This is a genomic window from Methylocystis sp. H62 (genome assembly GCF_015709515.1).
Lineage (GTDB): Bacteria > Pseudomonadota > Alphaproteobacteria > Rhizobiales > Beijerinckiaceae > Methylocystis.
In genome coordinates this window covers 1-17786 of record NZ_JADNQZ010000059.1, presented here as the reverse complement: position 1 = coordinate 17786, position 17786 = coordinate 1, and the positions used below count along the sequence as shown (strand labels likewise).

Genomic DNA, 17786 nt, shown 5'->3' with positions numbered 1-17786 from the left:
GACTCTTGCGCTCACACGCTAAAAGCAAGGATCAACCCGTGAACGAATCCGGTTCAAAGACCCAGCCGGGCGGCCTTCCGCCGCAGAGGCGCCCCATGAGCGCCGATTCTATATCCGCCACCTTATGCCACACGGAAGCGCCTTTTCAAGGACGGATCTGCTAGCATGCACAGGCTCGAAGCGGGAGCCTGCGCCGCGTTTTCGCCGCCTTCGCCGCATAAGCGCGAGACTCGCATGAAGCTGAAAATAAGCTCGATTCTCATCCTTTTGACGACGGCGCTCGGAATCGGCGCGGCCTTCGCGCACCCCCATGTCTGGGTGGCGGTGCGCAGCGAGGTCATATTCGCGCCCGACGGAAAAATCTCGGGCGTTCAACACGCTTGGGAATTCGACGAAATGTATTCGGCCTATGCCGTACAGGGGCTCGGCAAGGACGGCAAGCCGCCCACCCGGGAAGAACTCGCCCCGCTCGCCAGGACGAACGTCGAATCGCTGGCCGAATTCGAGTTTTTCACCTTCGCCAAGCAGAACAACGCCAAGCTTGCGTTCAAGGAGCCGGAGAAGGTGACGCTCGAAGCCAATGACAAGAAGCTCGTCACGCTGCGCTTCTTCCTGCCGCTGCGGACGCCGGTGGCGGCGAAGAAACCGTTCTCCTTTCAGGTCTATGACCCGACCTATTTCGTCTCCTTCGGACTGGAAAAGAAGGATCCCGTGACGCTCGCGGGGGCGCCGGCCGGATGCTCGCTCAGTCTCGTCGAACCTGCGCCGCTGGTGGCGAATGAAAACCAGAAACTGAGCGAAGCGTTCTTTCAGAACATGTCGCCGGGAGCCGATTTCGGCATGAAGCTGGCGACGCGCGCGATCGTGGCCTGTCCGTGAAGACTGGGCGGAGGATGGTTTGGCTCGGCGTCACCGCCGCGGCGCTGGCCGCGATCGCCGCCTCATCGGCCTGGGGCGCGCCGCGCCATCCGTTTGCGGTCGGCGCTCAAGAGTCGACCGCGGCGGCGACAGGCGTCGCCGGGCTTATCCTGGCATGGCAGAGCAAGTTCCACGCTGAGCTGCACGCCGCCGTGCGCGCGCTGAAGACCGATCCTTCCGCGTTCTTCGCGCTCGCCGCGGCAAGTTTCGCCTATGGTGCCTTTCACGCCGCTGGTCCCGGCCATGGGAAGGCGGTGCTTGCCTCCTACATGCTCGCCAATGAAACGGCGCTGCGCCGCGGTCTGCTGCTTGCGGCGCTGGCCGCGCTGCTGCAAGGACTGGTCGCCATCGCCGTCGTCGGCGCGGCGGCGATGTTTTTTCGCGCGACCGCGAATCAGATGAGCGACGCGACCCACTTCATCGAGCTTGCAAGCTATGCGGCGGTCGCGGCGCTCGGCGCGCGCCTCGCCTGGGTGAAAGGCCGCGCGCTGACGGCGGCCATCCGCATGCCTGCAATCGCGCTGACGGCGCGCGGCTTCGTCTGCGAGGCCATCGACGACCCGACGCATGTGCATGACGCGACCTGCCGCCACGCGCCGGACCCTTCGACATTGGGAGGAGCGAAGTTTCGCCTCGCCGACGCCGCCGCGACCGTCGTCGCCGCCGGCCTGCGCCCCTGCTCGGGGGCCATTCTGGTGCTGGTCTTCACCCTCTCGCAGGGGCTTTTCGCCGCCGGCGCCGGGGCGGTCATCGCCATGTCGGCGGGAACGGCGATTACGACGAGCGCCCTCGCCGCGACGGCTGTTTACGCCAAGAGCGCCGCGGTGCGGTTCGGCGCGAAGGATTCGCGGCGCGCGGTCATCATCGCCCGCGGCGGCGAGTTCATCGCCGCCATCCTCGTTCTGGCGCTCGGCGTTACGCTGCTCTTCGGCCTCGGGCCGGCTCCGCCTGGGACGGCGTGACGCGGCTCGCGGCGACGCACCATAATGATTGCGGCGGGACTGGCCTCATTCGACGCGAGACGCGCTATCTTGAACAGAAGTAGATAGGCGGAGCGGACGATTCGCGTCGCGCGCTTCACGCCCGCGAAGCCGAGGACGACATGACCAGCGCAGAAAAAATAGAGGATCCTTACGTCAAGCGGCCCTGGCTTTCGTCCTACCCCTCTGGCGTCCCGGCGGACATCGACGAATCTTCCTATTCGACGCTGGTCAATATGTTCAACGCGAGCGTTGCGGAATTCGCCGAGCGGCCGGCGATGGAGAGTTTCGGCGCGACGCTCACCTTCGAGGAGCTCGGCCGCGCGGCGGTCGCCGTCGCCGCCTGGCTGCAGACGCGCGGATTAAGAAAAGGCGATCGGGTCGCGATCATGTCGCCCAACGTCCTCGCCTATCCAGCGACGCTCTTTGGCGTCCTGCTCGCCGGCGGCGTCGTCGTGAACGTCAATCCGCTGTACACGCCGCATGAGCTCGAGCACCAGCTGAACGACTCCGGCGCGCGCTTCTTGTTCGTGTTCGAAAACTTTGCGCATACGGCGGCCGCCGCCTGGCCGCACATGAAAGTCGAACGTGCGGTGATCGTGAAGCCCGGAGATCTGATGGGGCTGCGCGGACTGATCGTCAATTTCGTCTCGCGCTGGGTCAAGCGCATGGTCCCCGCCTATCGGCTGCAGGGCGGCGTCGGCTTCGCGCATGTGTTGCAAGCGGGCGCCGAAGAGCCGTTCAAGCCGCCGTCGATCGGGCCGGACGACATCGCCTTTCTGCAATACACCGGCGGCACCACCGGCGTCGCCAAGGGCGCCATGCTGCTGCATCGCAACGTCGCCGCCAATGTCGAACAGTCGTGGACCTGGCTGAAGCCCTATCTCGAAGGTAAGCCGCTGATCATGGTGACGGCGCTGCCGCTCTACCATATTTTCGGATTGACCGCCTGTCTGCTGCTTGTGGTGAAGACCGGCGGTTGCTGCCTGCTGATCGCCAATCCCCGCGACATTAAGGGACTGATCGCGACGCTGCGCAAATCGACGTTCACCCTGTTCTCCGGCGTCAACACGCTTTACGCGGCGATCGCCGACCATTCCACCGCCGGCTCCGTCGACTATTCCAATCTTCTTCTGACCATCTCCGGCGGCATGTCGACCCAAGAGGTCGTGGCGCAAAAGTGGAAGGCGTTGACGGGAAAGCCGATCGTCGAAGGCTACGGACTGACCGAAACGTCGCCGATCGTAACGGTCAACAAGCCGACTATCGCCGAATTCACCGGCGCGATCGGCTATCCGGCGCCGTCGACGGAAGTCTCGCTGCGCTCGCCCGAGGGCGATCCCGTTTCCCTCGGCGAACGCGGCGAACTCTGCGTCAAGGGCCCGCAGTTGATGGGCGGCTACTGGCGCAGGCCCGATGAGACCGCGAAAGCCCTGACGCCCGACGGTTTCCTCAGAACGGGCGACATTGCGGTGATGGCGCCGGACGGGATCATCAAGATCGTCGATCGGCTGAAGGACATGATTCTCGTCTCCGGCTTCAACGTCTATCCGAACGAAGTCGAATCCGTCCTGATCGAACATCCGAAAGTCAAAGAGGTGGCTGTCATCGGCGTGCCGAACGAACATTCCGGCGAAGCGCCGATGGCGTTTGTCGTGGCGCGCGACCCGAGCCTCACGCGCGAGGAGTTGCGCGCCTTCGCGCATGAGCAACTGACGAGCTACAAGGTTCCGCGTTATTACGAATTTCGTGAGAGCCTGCCTAAGAGCAACGTCGGCAAAATTTTGCGGCGCGCGCTTAAGGACGAATTTCTCGCGCGCAAGAACACCGTCGCCGATGAGGGACGCGGCAAGAGCGTGAGAACCGAACTCAAAGGCTGACGATCGCTTTACGCAGATCCGCCGAAGCAATCGGCCGCCTCGCTGATCGCGTCATAGACGAGATCGAGTTCGGCCGCCTCGACGCAATACGGCGGAAAGACATAGATCGTCGGCCCGAGCGGGCGCAGCAGAAGACCACGCGCATTGAAGAAACGCATCAGATCGAGCGCGATCGTCGCCAGATAGCCGCTCTGCGCGACGTTGAGATCGAGCGCCGTGATGATTCCGAGCTGACGGACGTTCGAGAAGCGCGCGTCGTCCGCAAAGCGCGCGATGCGCGTCGCCTGCATCTCGCAAAGCGCCGCGACGCGGGCGGCGGGTTCGCCTGTCGCCCAGACGTCGAGATTGGCGAGCGCCGCGGCGCACGCGATCGGATTGGCGGTGTAGGAACTCGAATGAAAAAAGGCGCGGGCGCGCTCCGGCGATAGATGCGCCTCAAAAATTTCGGCTTTGCACATGGTGACGGCGAGCGGCAGCGCGCCGCCGGTGAGACCCTTGGCGTAGCAGGCGATGTCCGGAACGACGCCCGCCTGCTCGGAGGCGAAGAGCGTTCCGGTGCGGCCGAAGCCGGTCATCACCTCATCGGCGATGAACAGCACGTCGTAACGCGCGCAGATGCGCTTCATCTGCGCGAGCGTATCGGCGCCGTAGAAGAGCATGCCGCCCGATCCAAGAACGAGCGGCTCGACCAGGAGGGCGGCGGGTCTATCGCGGCAGGCGCGCTCCAGCGCGTCGAGCGTCTCCTGCTCGCGCCCGCGCGTGGGGAAGGGAATGCGCGAGACCTCATAGAGCAGCGGCTCGTAAGGCGCATTGAAGGGCGATCGCGCGCCGACGGACATCGTGCCGATCGTATCGCCGTGATAACCGTGTTCGAGCGCGACGATGCGCGTGCGCGCTTCGCCGCGATTGCGCCAGAAGCCGAGCGCCATCTTGATCGCCACTTCGACGCAGGTGGAGCCGCTGTCGGAATAGAAGACGTAGTCGAGGCCCGGCGGCGTCAGCGCCACGAGGCGCCGCGCCAGCGCTTCCGCCGGCTCATGGGTGAAGCCGGCGAAGATGATCTGGTCGAGCCGTTCGGTTTCTTCGCGGATCGCCTGCATGATGGCAGGGTGGCGATGGCCGTGGGTGATGACCCACCAGGACGAAATGGCGTCGAGAAAGCGGGCGCCGTCTTCGGCTTCGAGCCAGGCCCCTTCGGCGCGCGCGATCTTGAAGGCGCCGGGCTGCAGCGCATGCTGCGTGAACGGCCGCCAGACCGGAGAGTCAGTGACGAGGCTCACGCGCCGCTCCCAAAAGCGTCGCGCGCGATCGCGGCGCTGAACGCCGCGCCGAGCGTTTTTTTATTCAGAGGATCGAGCTTCGGCAGACGGCCAAGAATGCGCGCGCCGCCCATCGTCTCGATCGAATGTTGCGCGTCGGCGTCGGCGTCGCCAACGAAAATGATTCCGGTGATTGAGATTCCGCGTCGGCGCAAGGCTTCGAGCGTAAGCAGGCTGTGATTGATCGTGCCGAGGCGCGTGCGCGCGACGAGTATGACCGGCAGGCGCCAGCGTTCGAGCACGTCGATGGTCAGCGCGCGGTCGCTGAGGGGCGTCAGCACGCCGCCAGCCGTTTCTATGATCAGAGGACCGTCGCATGGCGGCGGGTTCAAAGCGGCGGCGTCGATTTCGACGCCCTCGTCGCGCGCGGCAAGATGTGGCGAGGCCGGTCGACGCAGCCGCCAGGCTTCTGGGAAAATATGCGCGGCCGGCGCGCCCGAAAGCCGCGCGACGATCTGCGAGTCCGTCTCGCCATCGAGGCCCGACTGCACCGGCTTCCAGTAACAGGCGTTGAGAGCGCCGACGAGCGCGGCGGAGACGACAGTCTTGCCGACGTCCGTATCGGTTCCCACGATCACGAAGCGGCGGTTCATGGTTCGAGCCTCGCGAGTTCTGCGCCAAGATGCGCGATCATGCGCACGACGTCTTCTTTGCTCGTATTGAGCGTCAGCGCGATGCGCAAGCGCGCGGAGCCGTCCGGCACCGTCGGCGGACGAATGGCGCGAATGTCATAGCCATGCGCCTGCATGCGCGACGCCAGCGTCGTCGCGCGGATATCGCCCCCGACGACGATCGGTTGAATCTGGGAGCCTGAGGGTTCAATCGCGCAGAGGCGCCGCAGCTCGGCGCCGGCGAAATCGATGCGCGACATCAGCTCGGCGCGCCGATCGTCGGCCGCTTCGATGATCTTGAGCGCCGCGCGCACGCAAGCGGCCATAATTGGCGAAGGCGCCGTCGCAAAAATGAACGGCCGGCAGCGATTGATCATGAAGTCCCGCAAAATGCGCGGCAGACAAAGGAGACCGCCGGCGACTCCCATCGCCTTGCCGCAAGTGTGCAGCGTGACGACGTTCTCCGCGCCTTCAAAACGCGCGGCGAGTCCGCGGCCGCCTGGGCCATAGACGCCCGTCGCATGCGCCTCGTCGATCAGGAGAAAGGCGTCGTTCCTCGCGGCGAGCGCATAGAGATCATTAAGCGGCGCCTTGTCGCCGTCCATGCTGTAAAGGCTTTCCACGACGATCCAGACTTTTCCGCCTCCGCCCTTTTCGCGCCAAACGCGGATCGCGTCCTCGGCGGCGCCGACGTCATTATGAGGAAATCGCGCATTCGGCGCGCGCGCCAATCGCATGCCTTCGTGGGCGCTGGCGTGCGCGAGCGCATCATAGAGAATGAAATCGTCGCGCTGAGGCGCCGTCGAGAGCAGCGCTTCGTTGGCGGTGAAGCCGGCGCTGAAATACAGCGCGCTTTCCGCGCCAAAAAAGCGCGCCGCTTCCTCTTCCAGCGCTTCATGCTCCGGATGATTGCCGCGCAACAACCGCGAACCGCCGGCGCCGACGGGAACGCCGCGCGCGAGCGCCGTCGTCACGGCCGCGGCGAGTTCGGGCGACTCGGCCAAAGCCAGATAATCATTCGACGCGAAATCCAGTCCGGCGCGCGAAGCGAGCGCGCGCAGCCTGCCGCGCGCGGCGAGGCTCGCAAGATCTTGCGCGTAGCGCTCAAGCATGAAGGGCCGATGCTCGATCAGGAGAAACGCTCCCAGGCGGCCTGTCGGGAAACGCCCAGGACCTTGCCGATCGCCGTCCAGCTCACCTCGCGTTTGCGAAGCGCCGCGACTTGCGCGTGAATCAGTGAATGCAGCGCCGCCACGCTGGCCTCGCTCGCCTTGATCGAGGTCAGCAGCTGCTCGTCGGTGAGGTCGTCCCAGCTTTTGAACGGCGAAGGCGCGGCGTCAAGAATCGTGTTGCAGACTCCGACGCAATCTTCGCAAATATAGCCCCCGGCGGCGCCGCCGATGAGCCGCGCGACCTGCGTCTCGGACTTCTTGCAGAATGAGCAGCGCAGCTTACGTTTGGGCAAGGCCAGCATGACAGCTCTCGCATGTCCAGGGCGATCGGATGTCAAGCCAATCTTGACAGCCTGCAGGACCGCCGTCAAGTCTCCCTTGACAAGGGCGCACTTGAAACGAGCGCCCGCAACCGCGATCTAAAGAGAAGCGTTTTCCACCGATAGGAGCCGCGATGAACGCGCAGATCGGCGCAACCGCGCCCCCCTCCCGCATCCCGTGGCCGCCGATCCTGATGGCGATGACCTTGGCGGCCGGGCTGGCGCTCGACGCCGCGACAGGGGCTTCGCTCACCGACCGCGCCTCTTCTTCTATCACCCAGATCGCCGGCGCGGCCATTGTCCTCCTCGCGCTGGCCAATGACGTCTGGTGCTTTCGCATCCTCTCGCGCCATGAAACGACGATCATGCCGCATCGCGCCGCGTCCTTTCTCGTGACCGAGGGGCCGCTCCGCTTTTCGCGCAATCCGATCTATATCTCGCATGTCGCCCTGATCTTTGGCCTTGGTCTCTTCCTCGGCTCGCCCTTTACGCTGTTGTTGACGCCGGTTCTGGCGATCGGGCTGACAAAGCTGGCGATCGAGCCCGAAGAGCGGCATCTTCTTGGGAAATTTGGCGACGACTATCGGTCCTATATGGCGCGCACGCGGCGGTGGCTTTAAACTGATGCGCGTGGGCGTTGTGAACGAGGCGGCAAGTATGAACGCTCAATCTCCATTACCCGGCGGCGAACGCCTCGACTTCACCGTCCGAGGCATGACCTGCGCCTCCTGCGTGTCGCATGTCGAAAAAGCCCTGGCGCATACGCCGGGCGTTAACGCCGCCAGCGTCAATCTCGCGACTGAACGGGCGGAGGTTTCTCTGGCGCCGGGGGCCAGTCTCGCGCAACTCGTCAAGTCGGTCTCGGACGCGGGCTACGAGGCGGTCGTCGAGACAATCGAGATCGGCGTCGGCGGCATGACCTGCGCCTCCTGCGTCTCGCATGTTGAGAAGGCGCTCAGCGCCGTTCCGGGCGTCATGGAAGCGAAAGTCAATCTCGCGACCGAACGCGCGACCGTGCGCGCGCTCGCCGGGCCCGGCCTGACAGACCGCCTGCGCCGGGCGATTTCACAGGCCGGCTATGAGCCGCGCGCGATCGAATCCGATTCTGGCGGCGCCGATCGCGAGAGAATGCGACGTGAGGAAGAGATGCGCGCGCTGCGCTTCCGCCTCATCGTCGCCGCGACTCTAACGGCGCCGATCTTCGTGGTCGAAATGGGCGGGCATCTGATCCCCGCCGTCCATCACTGGACGATGAGCGTGATCGGCGAGGCGAGGATCCGCGAGATTTCCTTCCTGCTGACGACCATCGTGCTGTTTGGACCGGGCCTGGTTTTCTTCCTCAAGGGGATTCCGTCGCTGTTGCGGCGCCAGCCCGACATGAACGCCCTCGTCGCCACCGGCACGCTCAGCGCCTATCTCTATTCCGTCGTCGCGACCTTTGCGCCCCAGGTGCTGCCAGCCGGCTCGGTGCATGTCTATTACGAGGCCGCGGTCGTCATCGTCACCCTCATCCTGTTCGGCCGCTATCTCGAAGCGCGCGCCAAAGGCCGCACGTCGGAGGCGATCCGCGCGCTGGCGCGGCTTCAGCCGAAAACCGCCCGCGTCGAGCGCGACGGCGCGACCGTCGACGTCGATATCGACGACGTGCGCGTCGGCGACATCGTGCTGGTGCGGCCGGGCGAACGTATTCCGACCGACGGCGTGGTCACGCAGGGCGCATCCCATGTCGATGAGTCGATGGTCACCGGCGAGCCGACGCCGGTCGCCAAGCGGACGGGCGCCGCGGTCACCGGGGCGACCGTCAACGGCTCCGGCGCATTCTCGTTTCGCGCCACCCGCGTCGGCGCCGATACGACGCTCGCCGGCATCATCCGCATGGTCGAGCAGGCGCAGGGCGCCAAGCTGCCGATTCAGGCGATGGTCGATCGCGTCACCGCCGTCTTCGTCCCGGCTGTTTTCGCCGTCGCGGCGCTGACCTTCGTCGTCTGGATGCTGATCGGTCCGGAGCCGCGCCTCACTTACGCGCTGGTCAATGCGGTCGCCGTGCTGATCATCGCCTGCCCCTGCGCCATGGGGCTGGCGACGCCGGCGGCGATCATGACCGGCACCGGCCGGGCGGCGGAGCTCGGCGTGCTGTTTCGCAAGGGCGAAGCCCTGCAGACGCTGCGCGACGTGACCCTCATCGCCTTCGACAAGACCGGCACGCTGACGTATGGCAAGCCGCGCCTGACCGATCTCGTCGCGACGCCCGGCAAGAACGAGAATGAGCTTCTGCGGCTTGCCGCGAGCGTCGAGGCGCAGTCCGAACATCCCGTCGGCGCGGCGCTGGTCGTCGCCGCCAAGGCCGCGGATCTGGCGCTTTCCCCCTGCGCCGACTTCAAATCGATCGCCGGCATGGGCGTCACGGGGATCGTCGACCGCAAGACCGTCGCCATCGGCGCAGAGCGCTTCATGGCGTCGCTTGGCCTCGACGCTTCGCCTTTCGCGCAAGACGCTCAGAGGCTCGCCGAGGAAGGCAAAACGCCGCTTTACGTCGCGGTCGACGGGAAGCTCGGCGCCATACTCTCCGTCGCCGACGATCTGAAGCCGACCAGCCGCGCCGCGATCGACGCGATTCATTCGCTCGGCGTGAAAACCGCGATGATCACCGGCGATGACGCCCGGACGGCGAAGGCTATCGCCGCGAGACTCGGAATTGACGAGGTCGTCGCCGGCGTCCTCCCCGACGGAAAAGTCGCGACGCTCGAGCGGCTGCGGGAGGCCAACAAAATCGCCTTCGTCGGCGACGGGGTGAACGACGCGCCGGCGCTCGCGGCCGCCGACGCCGGGATCGCCATCGGCACGGGAACCGACATCGCGATCGAGGCCGCCGACGTCGTGCTGATGTCGGGCGATCTCGCCAAGGTGCCGGCGGCGCTCGCGATCTCGCGCGCAACGATGCGCAACATCCAGCAGAATTTGTTCTGGGCGTTCGGCTATAACGTCGTGCTCATACCGGTGGCAGCGGGCGCGCTCTATCCCGTCAACGGCATGCTGCTCTCGCCGATGTTCGGCGCGGCGGCCATGGCGCTGTCGAGCGTTTTCGTGCTGACCAATGCGTTGCGCCTGCGCCGCTTCAAGGCGCCGATCATCGCAAGCGCCGATTCCGGCGCGGAGGCGGCGCCGATTGAAACGGAAGCTGCGGATAAGGAATTCAAGGAGGAAGTAATGACAACATTCAATGTGCAAGACATGACCTGCAATATGTGCGTGAAACATGTCACCAAGGCGGTGCAGGCCGTCGAGCCGAACGCCGACGTCAGGGTCGATCTCGCCACGGGCAAGGTCGATGTGACGCCGGCGCCGAAAGACGCGCAGGCGCTCGCCAAGGCGATCAGCGAAGCGGGCTATCCGGCGCAGGTCGCCGCGTGAGTTTCGCGACGAACCGCGGCGGAAGCGCGCCATGACGCCGACGACGACGCGCTCGCTCGCCGGCAAGACGCTCTTCATCACCGGCGCGAGCCGAGGAATCGGACTCGCCATCGCCATGCGCGCCGCGCACGACGGCGCGAACGTCGTCGTCGCGGCGAAGAGCATCACCGAAAACCCGAGAATTCCTGGCACGATCTACACCGCCGCAGCCGAGATCGAAGCGGCGGGCGGACAGGCGCTCGCCATCCCTTGTGACATTCGCTTTGAGGATCAGGTGGAGGCGGCGGTCGGTCAGGCCGTGTCCTGCTTTGGCGGGATCGACATCCTCGTCAACAACGCCAGCGCCATCGATCTGCGCGGGATCGACGCGCTCGAGATGAAGCGCTTCGATCTGATGCATCAGATCAACGCGCGCGGAACCTATTTATGCTGCAAGGCGGCGCTGCCGCATCTGCGCCAATCCGCCAATCCGCATATTCTCACGCTGTCGCCGCCGCTGGATTTGAACCCGAAGTGGTTTTCGCCGAACCTCGCCTACACAATGTCGAAATATGGGATGAGCCTGGTGACGCTCGGCCTCGCACGGGACCTCGCGCCCGACGGCGTCGCCGTGAATGCGCTCTGGCCGGAGACGGCGATCGCGACGGCTGCGGTGGGCAATCTTCTGGGCGGCGACGAACTGCTGCGCAGGTCACGTAAACCCGAGATCGTCGCGGACGCCGCGCACGCCATTCTGATTCGTCCCGCAAAGAGTTGCAGCGGCAATTTTTTCGTCGACGTCAGCGTTCTGGCGGAAGAAGGCATGACCGACTTTTCGACCTACGCCGTCGATCCCCGGGTTGACGCCGTGCTCGACTTTTTCCTCGAGGCGCCGATCACCGCCAAGGTGACGAAAACGTCGTTTCACCTGGGGAAATAGCCTTACGCCAGCGCGGCTGCGCCCATTGCGATCGTATAGACGCCGACGGCGGCGACGATCGCGCCTGAAACATAGGGGGCGCGGGCGGCCAGCGCTTCGAATCCGGGCCAGCGCGACGCGGCGTGACGCATGCCGAGCGCCGCCGCCACCCCGACAAGCACGAGAGTCAGCGCCAGCCCGATGCTGAAGCAGAGCACCAGCAGCGCGCCGAGTCCGATGCGACCGACTTGCAGGCAAAGCAGCAGAACGGTGATCGACGCGGGACAGGGAATGAGTCCGCCCGTCAGGCCGAAGAGAATGATCTGTCCGGTCGTCACGCGGCGACTGGCGAAGCGCCGCTCGATATCTAACGCATGTTCGCGCTCATGCGCGTCAGCATAGACGGTGGGATCGACGTCGAGGAGCGCGCTCTCGAATTCCTCTTCCTGGTGGCTATGCGGCACGCCGCCGTCATGAGCGTGAGGATGGGCATGGTCGTGAACATGGCCGTGAACATGGTCTTCGTCGTGCGAGTGGCCATGCGCGTCGCAGGCGCCGGCTGGAAGAAGTCCGCTCGCATGCGCGGGCGCCGTCGTCACGGCGCCTTTGGCGGCGATATCCCGCCAGCTTCGCCAAATCATCCAAAGCGCGACGGCGATGATCAACACGCCAGAGACAATCTGCAGATAGGGTTCGTTCGCTTCGACGTTCAGTTGCGCGCCGAGATAAAGCCCGGTCAGCGCCACGGCCCAGACGATCGCCGTATGGGAAATTGTCGCCGCGACGCCCAGCAGCACCGCTTGCGCCACCGTGCCGCGAACCGCGACGATGAAGGCGGCCATCATCGTCTTCGAGTGGCCCGGTTCGAGCCCGTGCAGCGCGCCCAAAGCCACAGCGCTCGGCGCAAAAATCCAGGCGTTCGACGCGCCGGCGCGGAAGACTTCGGAGAGGTCGGACATCGTGTTCGCCGTGGGCTCCTCGGGCGCAAGGCCGAGGCGATGGAAGGGGCGCAGCCTCTGAGCGGCGCTCTCATGCGCCGCCGGCAACGAGGCAGCCTCAACCCCGGTATTTTATAGTGAGCGTCGCTTGATGAAACAAGCGCCAGTAGAAACAGAGAAATAGAAGCAGCGCGGCGCCAAGGGCGAAGGCGGTCGTTTCAATTCATTTGGCCGCGACGGCGCCAACTCCGCGGGCAGCCTTTTCATACGCAGCGGCGCTTTGCGCCACGCCCGCCCGCGCATCCCTGGCGGACCGCAAGGCTTCGCGGCGCAGTCCCCAAAAGAAAACCCCCGGCTTTATGGGCCGGGGGCTTTTTAGTTCAATTCGTCAGTATCGATCAGGGCATATCGCCCGCGACGAACTTCGGAATGACCGGACCGCCGATTTCGGCCGCGAAGCGGCGACCCGTCGGCGAGAAGAACATCAAGAGGCCGCCGATCTGGCTGTCGGTGTCGTAAGCCAGGTCAGACAGACGCTCGATGTCCCAACGCGCGTCCTGCACCTTCACGGCGATTTCCTTGGTCTCGCCCGGCGCGATCGGCGTCGGGTCCGTCGACAGACCGCGGTCGGCCAACAGATAGTCCGGGAAGTCGGGCTTCGTCGTGAACACGTCAGGGTTCAGGAAGCGCAGGCCGGCCGCCGTATATTCGCCAAGGCGAAGCGGCTCGGAGGTCGTGTTCGTGACCTTGACGTTGATCGTCAGCTCACGGCCAGGAACCTTGTAGACGCCGCCGTTCAGATCGGCCGTCACGCGCTCCTTGCCGACGCCCGCCGTGCCGTCCGTAACGAGCGGCGTCAGAGGCTTCTGCAAGCCCGCCTGAAGCGGGATCGTGCGCGGGAAGGTCGAGTTCGTCACAGCGTAGCCGACGATCGTCGCCAGAATGGTCAACGCCAGGACAATCGCGCCAATCCGCTTGTCGTCGTCAGTCACCTGCTCATCAACCTTGCCGGTGGCGACACGGAGATAAGAAGCGATGACGCCCTTACGGACGAACCAGAACAGGATCCACGCCGCGCCAACCGCAAGCCACGGCAGATGCCACGCGTAAACGCGGTTGATGCCGTAGGTCTCGAGGTCGACCGTCGAGCCATCAAGCAACGTCACCGGATCGGTGAAGTCCTTCATGTCGCCCTTGATCTCGATCCACTGGCCGGGGCCGATGATCGGACCGCCGCCCTCGACGTTGACCTGCGCATGAACGTGCCAACGGCCCGCGCGACGACCGCGAAGGTTGATGGAGAAGGCGTAGTCGTTGCCAGGAACAAGCGACACCGAACGCGGCGCAAACTGATCGCCGATGAACTGCGCCGTACGAACCAGAACCGGACCGGGCTCGCCGGCGTTCAGGAACGACACGCGCGGATTGGCGACCGCCTGCGGCCAGGCGGAGAACACATGGATCTTGCCCGACAGCACCATCTCTTCATTGACGTTCACCGTCGTCTTCGACCACTGGACGTCATACCAGTTCAACGTGCGCATCCGAAGAAACGCCTGCTGAGACTTTTCGCCGTGCGCCGACGCAGGAGCAACAGCTCCCAGGGTCGCCGCCACAGCCGCCGCCGCGCCAATCGCGGCGAGCTTGACGAACTTTTTCATCGATAAACCTCCCAGGTTCCTCTTCCCGGCCGCCGCCTCGCGCGCCAACCGGTCTTGTCTCTCGCAGCGGACCTTCGCTCTTAAAAAAGCTTCCAGCCCGCCGCTCTTCTTTCTTGCAGGCCGCCGCGGCGCCCGTTCAGCGCCGCAGCACGCGACGCGGCTTAGATCGTGTCGATGATCTTGGTCGTCGAATACCAACGACCCATGAACCACCACAGGAAATACACCATCATCGAGACGAAGCCCGAGAAGAACGCCGCAACCGGCACAACGTCCTTACCGAAGGTGCGCAGCGTGCCGCGCTCGACCATGCGGATATATTCCGGCATCGAGGTGCGGACGAAGTGGAAGCCGATCAGATCCGCAAGCGTCATCAGCTGACCATGCTGCTCCGTCGCCTGATGGAACGCCGCAATCGCCGGCCAGTTGTTCGGGTAGAACAACAGACCCCAGCCGAGCGAACCAACAATCGCCGTGATCACATAGGAGCCCGACAGAAGCAGGATCACGTCAAGCCAGATCGCCGGAACGATCAACGCAGACGGGAACACAAGGCTGATCGGGAAGTAGGTCCAGCCCCAGAAGTTGACGTAGCGGTTGATCCACTCGCCAATCAGCAGGCCAAGAGCCGCGAACACCGCGCCGAACGGCAGACGGAAGTTCACCCACCAGAACGCCTGCGCCGCGGCGCAGAAGGTCACGCCGAGAATCGGCACGACCGTCGGCCACATACGACGATCCTTCCAGTCAACCCAGAAGTCCCAGTCGCCCGCCGTCAACATGAAGTGGACGTGGTAGCCGCCAAGAACGGCGAAGAACAGAAGAACAAGAAGCATCCAGTCGACCGTCTGAACGCAACCCGCCGCCTCGGCGACGGAGTTGAACGGACCGACCGCCCCCCCGCTTTTCGATTGTGACATCACTCTTCTCCTTGGTGTTTCTCGAACCCGTAAAGCCCGAGTTCTTTCCTTATGGCCTCCGGCAGGCCTTCCCGCCGCCGGCGCCCGGACGGCGGAGATCCCGCCGGCCGCATCGCTTAAAAACCCTTCGCAACCCGATCGCCCCCAGAGCCCGAAGACCCCTTCTCGACCGCAACAAGCCAACCCATTCGCCAAAGCGACAGGCAAAAGCTCTCTGGTTCTCGCGAAAAGCCCGGAGCCAGTCGCCGCCCGCCTTAAAAGCGGGCGGCGAAGTCTCGGATTACTCGGTCAGGAGGGCGACGCCTTCCTTGCCGATCAGGCGCTGAATGTTCATCAGCAGCTGAAGCACGACGCCGAACACGCCGAGCGCCATCCAGCCGAAGAACACGAAGCCCCAATGCAGCGGCGCAACGAACAGTTCTTCCATGAACCAGAACGTGTGGCCCCACTCATTCAGGCCGACGTTCGGGATGATCATGAACGGGCCAATCGCCACGATCAGATAGGCAACCGAATAGCCCTTGGAGAAATACGGAAGACGGGTCTTCGCATAGAAGAAGCCGCCCACCGCGATCACCGAGTAGATCGGGTAGCTCATGTAGAACTCGATGATGTGCGACGGCGTGAAGTCCGTGTCGCGAATCACCGTCATGTGCCAGGTGCCGTCCTGCTCGGTGAAGAACGACGCGCCCCAGTAAATGGCCGCGGCGTAAACAACAAGCCATTGCACTTCGACAACCAGGCGGCGCATCTCTTCGCGCGGCGCCAGGTTCGAGAAGTCGCGCGTGCGCGTCTTCCAAAGAAAGCCCGCAAGGCCAATGCCGGAGATCAGCTCAAGCGGAATCTCGGTCCAAAGGATCGACATCCAATATGTCTGAAACTCCGGAGCGAACGAATCAAGGCCGGCGCGCCAGCCAAAAACCTGCTCGTAAATCCGGACGACCAGATAGAACCCGTTCAGAACGGCCAAGCCGATCCACATGCCCTTCAGGTCTACTACAGCTTCCGTGCCAGCAGCAGCGCGGGCTGCTGTGTCAGTCGTTGAGCTCATTATGACTCCTCCATAAAATTTGGCTCAAAGAGACGCTCTTCGAGGCTGACGCATCTTGCTTGTTATGGCGCATCGAAACAGTGACTTTGTCGCCAAATACGGCGCAGAACCCGCCACGCGGAAGTCTCTCGCAATACAAAAAAAAGGCCCGGCGCTGACGCCGGGCCCTATGCTTTCAATCGCCGGAGTTTAGACCGGCTGTGGCTCCAAGCCGCCGACGTCGGGCTCTGGCTTTTGCCCCGTCGTCGGCACCGCCGAGCCGCGCGGCGGCGGCGTTGGCGTCGACTCTTCGCGCACCGGCCGCTTGCCGGCGAGCAGGCCCTTCATCTCGTCGCCGGACAGCGTCTCAAATTCGAGAAGCGCATTGGCGATCGTGTCGAGTTGGCTGCGCTTTTCCGACAGGATGCGCATCGCCTCGTCGTAGGCCTCCTGCACCAATCGGCGCACCTCGGCGTCGATCGTCTGCTGCGTCGCCTCGGAAATCGTCTGCTGACGCCCGAGGGAATATCCGAGGAACTGCTCCTGCTCGGGATTGGCGTAGGCGACAGTGCCGAGCTTGTCCGAGAAGCCGAGCTGAGTGACCATCGCACGCGCCACACGGGTGCATTGCTGAATGTCCGAAGCCGCTCCCGACGTCACCTTGTCGTGGCCAAAGATCATTTCCTCGGCGACGCGGCCGCCCATGGCGATGGCGAGCATCGCGGTCAGTTGCTCGTATGTTTGCGAGATCTGATCGCGCTCGGGGAGGCCCTGCACCATGCCGAGCGCTCTGCCGCGCGGAATGATCGTCGCCTTGTGGATCGGCATCGCGCCAGGAACCGAGAGCTGCACCAGCGCATGGCCGCCTTCGTGATAGGCGGTGAGTTTCTTCTCCTCATCCGTCATCACCAGCGTGCGCCGCTCGGCGCCCATCATGATCTTGTCGCGGGCGTCCTCGAACTCCTGTTTCGTGACGATCCGCTTCGAGCGCCGCGCCGCGAGCAGCGCCGCCTCGTTGACAAGATTCATCAGATCGGCGCCCGAGAACCCCGGCGTGCCGCGCGCGACGATCTTCAGATCCACGTCCGGCGCCAAAGGCACCTTGCGGGCGTGAACCTTGAGGATCTTCTCGCGGCCGATGAAATCCGGGTTCGGCACCTGGATCTGCCGGTCGAACCGGCCCGGACGCATCAGCGCCGGATCGAGCACGTCCGGACGGTTGGTCGCGGCGATCAGGATGATGCCCTCATTCGCCTCGAAGCCGTCCATCTCGACGAGCAGCTGATTCAGCGTCTGCTCGCGCTCGTCATTGCCGCCGCCCAGGCCGGCGCCGCGATGGCGGCCGACCGCGTCGATCTCGTCGACAAAGATGATGCAGGGCGCGTTCTTCTTCGCCTGTTCGAACATGTCGCGCACGCGCGAGGCGCCGACGCCGACGAACATTTCGACGAAGTCGGAGCCCGAGATCGAGAAGAACGGCACGCCCGCCTCGCCGGCGATGGCGCGCGCCAGCAGCGTCTTGCCGGTGCCGGGCGGTCCCACCAGCAGCACGCCGCGCGGAATGCGCCCGCCGAGCCGCTGGAACTTCTGCGGATCGCGCAGGAATTCGACGATCTCCTGCAGATCCTCCTTGGCTTCGTCGACGCCGGCGACGTCCTCGAAGGTGACGCGCCCTTGCGTCTCCGTCAGCAGTTTCGCTTTCGATTTGCCAAAGCCCATCGCGCGGCC

At 64.6% G+C, this 17786-nt stretch carries 15 protein-coding genes; 6 read left to right on the top strand and 9 right to left on the bottom strand.

The window, feature by feature from the left end; translation table 11 throughout:
- The first annotated feature begins 165 nt into the window (after positions 1–165).
- The 3 genes from IYY11_RS19510 (at position 166) to IYY11_RS19500 (ending at position 3778) form a co-directional block, all read left to right on the top strand.
- Positions 166–879: a DUF1007 family protein gene (locus tag IYY11_RS19510; protein WP_196405410.1), complete on the top strand. Its 714-nt coding sequence runs from the start codon at positions 166–168 to the stop codon at positions 877–879.
- 14 nt (positions 880–893) lie between these two features.
- Positions 894–1880 carry a nickel/cobalt transporter gene (locus tag IYY11_RS19505; protein ID WP_210331463.1) on the top strand — a complete coding sequence of 329 codons (987 nt, stop codon included), beginning with the start codon at positions 894–896 and terminating at the stop codon, positions 1878–1880.
- A 140-nt stretch (positions 1881–2020) separates the two neighbouring features.
- A complete protein-coding gene (locus IYY11_RS19500) occupies positions 2021–3778 on the top strand; it encodes an AMP-binding protein (RefSeq protein WP_196405408.1) in 1758 nt (585 codons plus the stop codon).
- An 8-nt stretch (positions 3779–3786) separates the two neighbouring features.
- Here the strand turns inward: IYY11_RS19500 and IYY11_RS19495 are convergent, their stop codons facing one another.
- From IYY11_RS19495 to IYY11_RS19480, 4 genes are read right to left on the bottom strand one after another with little or no spacing between them, the layout of a single operon-like run.
- Complete coding sequence (locus IYY11_RS19495; protein ID WP_196405407.1) at positions 3787–5058, bottom strand: adenosylmethionine--8-amino-7-oxononanoate transaminase; 1272 nt, start codon at positions 5056–5058, stop codon at positions 3787–3789.
- The gene (bioD, locus tag IYY11_RS19490) at positions 5055–5690 is read right to left on the bottom strand and encodes a dethiobiotin synthase (protein ID WP_196405406.1); all 636 of its coding nucleotides are present in this window, start codon (positions 5688–5690) and stop codon (positions 5055–5057) included. Before bioD ends, IYY11_RS19495 begins: the two co-directional genes overlap by 4 nt.
- Positions 5687–6820: an 8-amino-7-oxononanoate synthase gene (locus tag IYY11_RS19485; RefSeq protein ID WP_196405405.1), complete on the bottom strand. Its 1134-nt coding sequence runs from the start codon at positions 6818–6820 to the stop codon at positions 5687–5689. Before IYY11_RS19485 ends, bioD begins: the two co-directional genes overlap by 4 nt.
- 17 nt (positions 6821–6837) lie before the next feature.
- Entirely contained in the window at positions 6838–7182 is a 345-nt protein-coding gene (locus IYY11_RS19480) for a ClpX C4-type zinc finger protein (protein WP_124737481.1), read from the bottom strand.
- 152 nt (positions 7183–7334) lie between these two features.
- On the opposite strand from IYY11_RS19480, the gene IYY11_RS19475 reads away from it, so the two are divergent.
- Genes IYY11_RS19475 through IYY11_RS19465 form a run of 3 tightly spaced genes read left to right on the top strand, consistent with a single transcriptional unit; the run spans position 7335 to position 11530 of the window.
- A complete protein-coding gene (locus IYY11_RS19475; RefSeq protein ID WP_196405404.1) occupies positions 7335–7820 on the top strand; it encodes an isoprenylcysteine carboxylmethyltransferase family protein in 486 nt (161 codons plus the stop codon).
- Between the two features lie 37 nt (positions 7821–7857).
- Positions 7858–10611, top strand: a complete 2754-nt coding sequence (locus IYY11_RS19470; RefSeq protein WP_196405403.1) for a heavy metal translocating P-type ATPase — start codon at positions 7858–7860, stop codon at positions 10609–10611.
- Positions 10612–10642: 31 nt separating this feature from the next.
- On the top strand, positions 10643–11530 hold the full coding sequence (locus tag IYY11_RS19465) for an NAD(P)-dependent oxidoreductase (protein WP_196405402.1): 888 nt from the start codon (positions 10643–10645) through the stop codon (positions 11528–11530).
- 2 nt (positions 11531–11532) lie between these two features.
- Here the strand turns inward: IYY11_RS19465 and IYY11_RS19460 are convergent, their stop codons facing one another.
- The 5 genes from IYY11_RS19460 to ftsH form a co-directional block, all read right to left on the bottom strand.
- Positions 11533–12468 carry a nickel/cobalt efflux transporter gene (locus tag IYY11_RS19460; protein ID WP_196405887.1) on the bottom strand — a complete coding sequence of 312 codons (936 nt, stop codon included), beginning with the start codon at positions 12466–12468 and terminating at the stop codon, positions 11533–11535.
- A gap of 377 nt (positions 12469–12845) precedes the next feature.
- Positions 12846–14108, bottom strand: coding sequence for a bacterial ammonia monooxygenase, subunit AmoB (amoB, locus tag IYY11_RS19455; RefSeq protein WP_196405401.1), 1263 nt, complete (start codon positions 14106–14108; stop codon positions 12846–12848).
- Positions 14109–14269: 161 nt separating this feature from the next.
- The gene (gene amoA, locus IYY11_RS19450) at positions 14270–15028 is read right to left on the bottom strand and encodes a bacterial ammonia monooxygenase, subunit AmoA (RefSeq protein WP_014892304.1); all 759 of its coding nucleotides are present in this window, start codon (positions 15026–15028) and stop codon (positions 14270–14272) included.
- A 280-nt stretch (positions 15029–15308) separates the two neighbouring features.
- Positions 15309–16079, bottom strand: coding sequence for a bacterial ammonia monooxygenase, subunit AmoC (gene amoC / locus IYY11_RS19445; RefSeq protein ID WP_026222791.1), 771 nt, complete (start codon positions 16077–16079; stop codon positions 15309–15311).
- Between the two features lie 189 nt (positions 16080–16268).
- Positions 16269–17786: ATP-dependent zinc metalloprotease FtsH (ftsH, locus tag IYY11_RS19440; protein WP_196405400.1), on the bottom strand; the 1518-nt coding region annotated here is incomplete at its 5' end.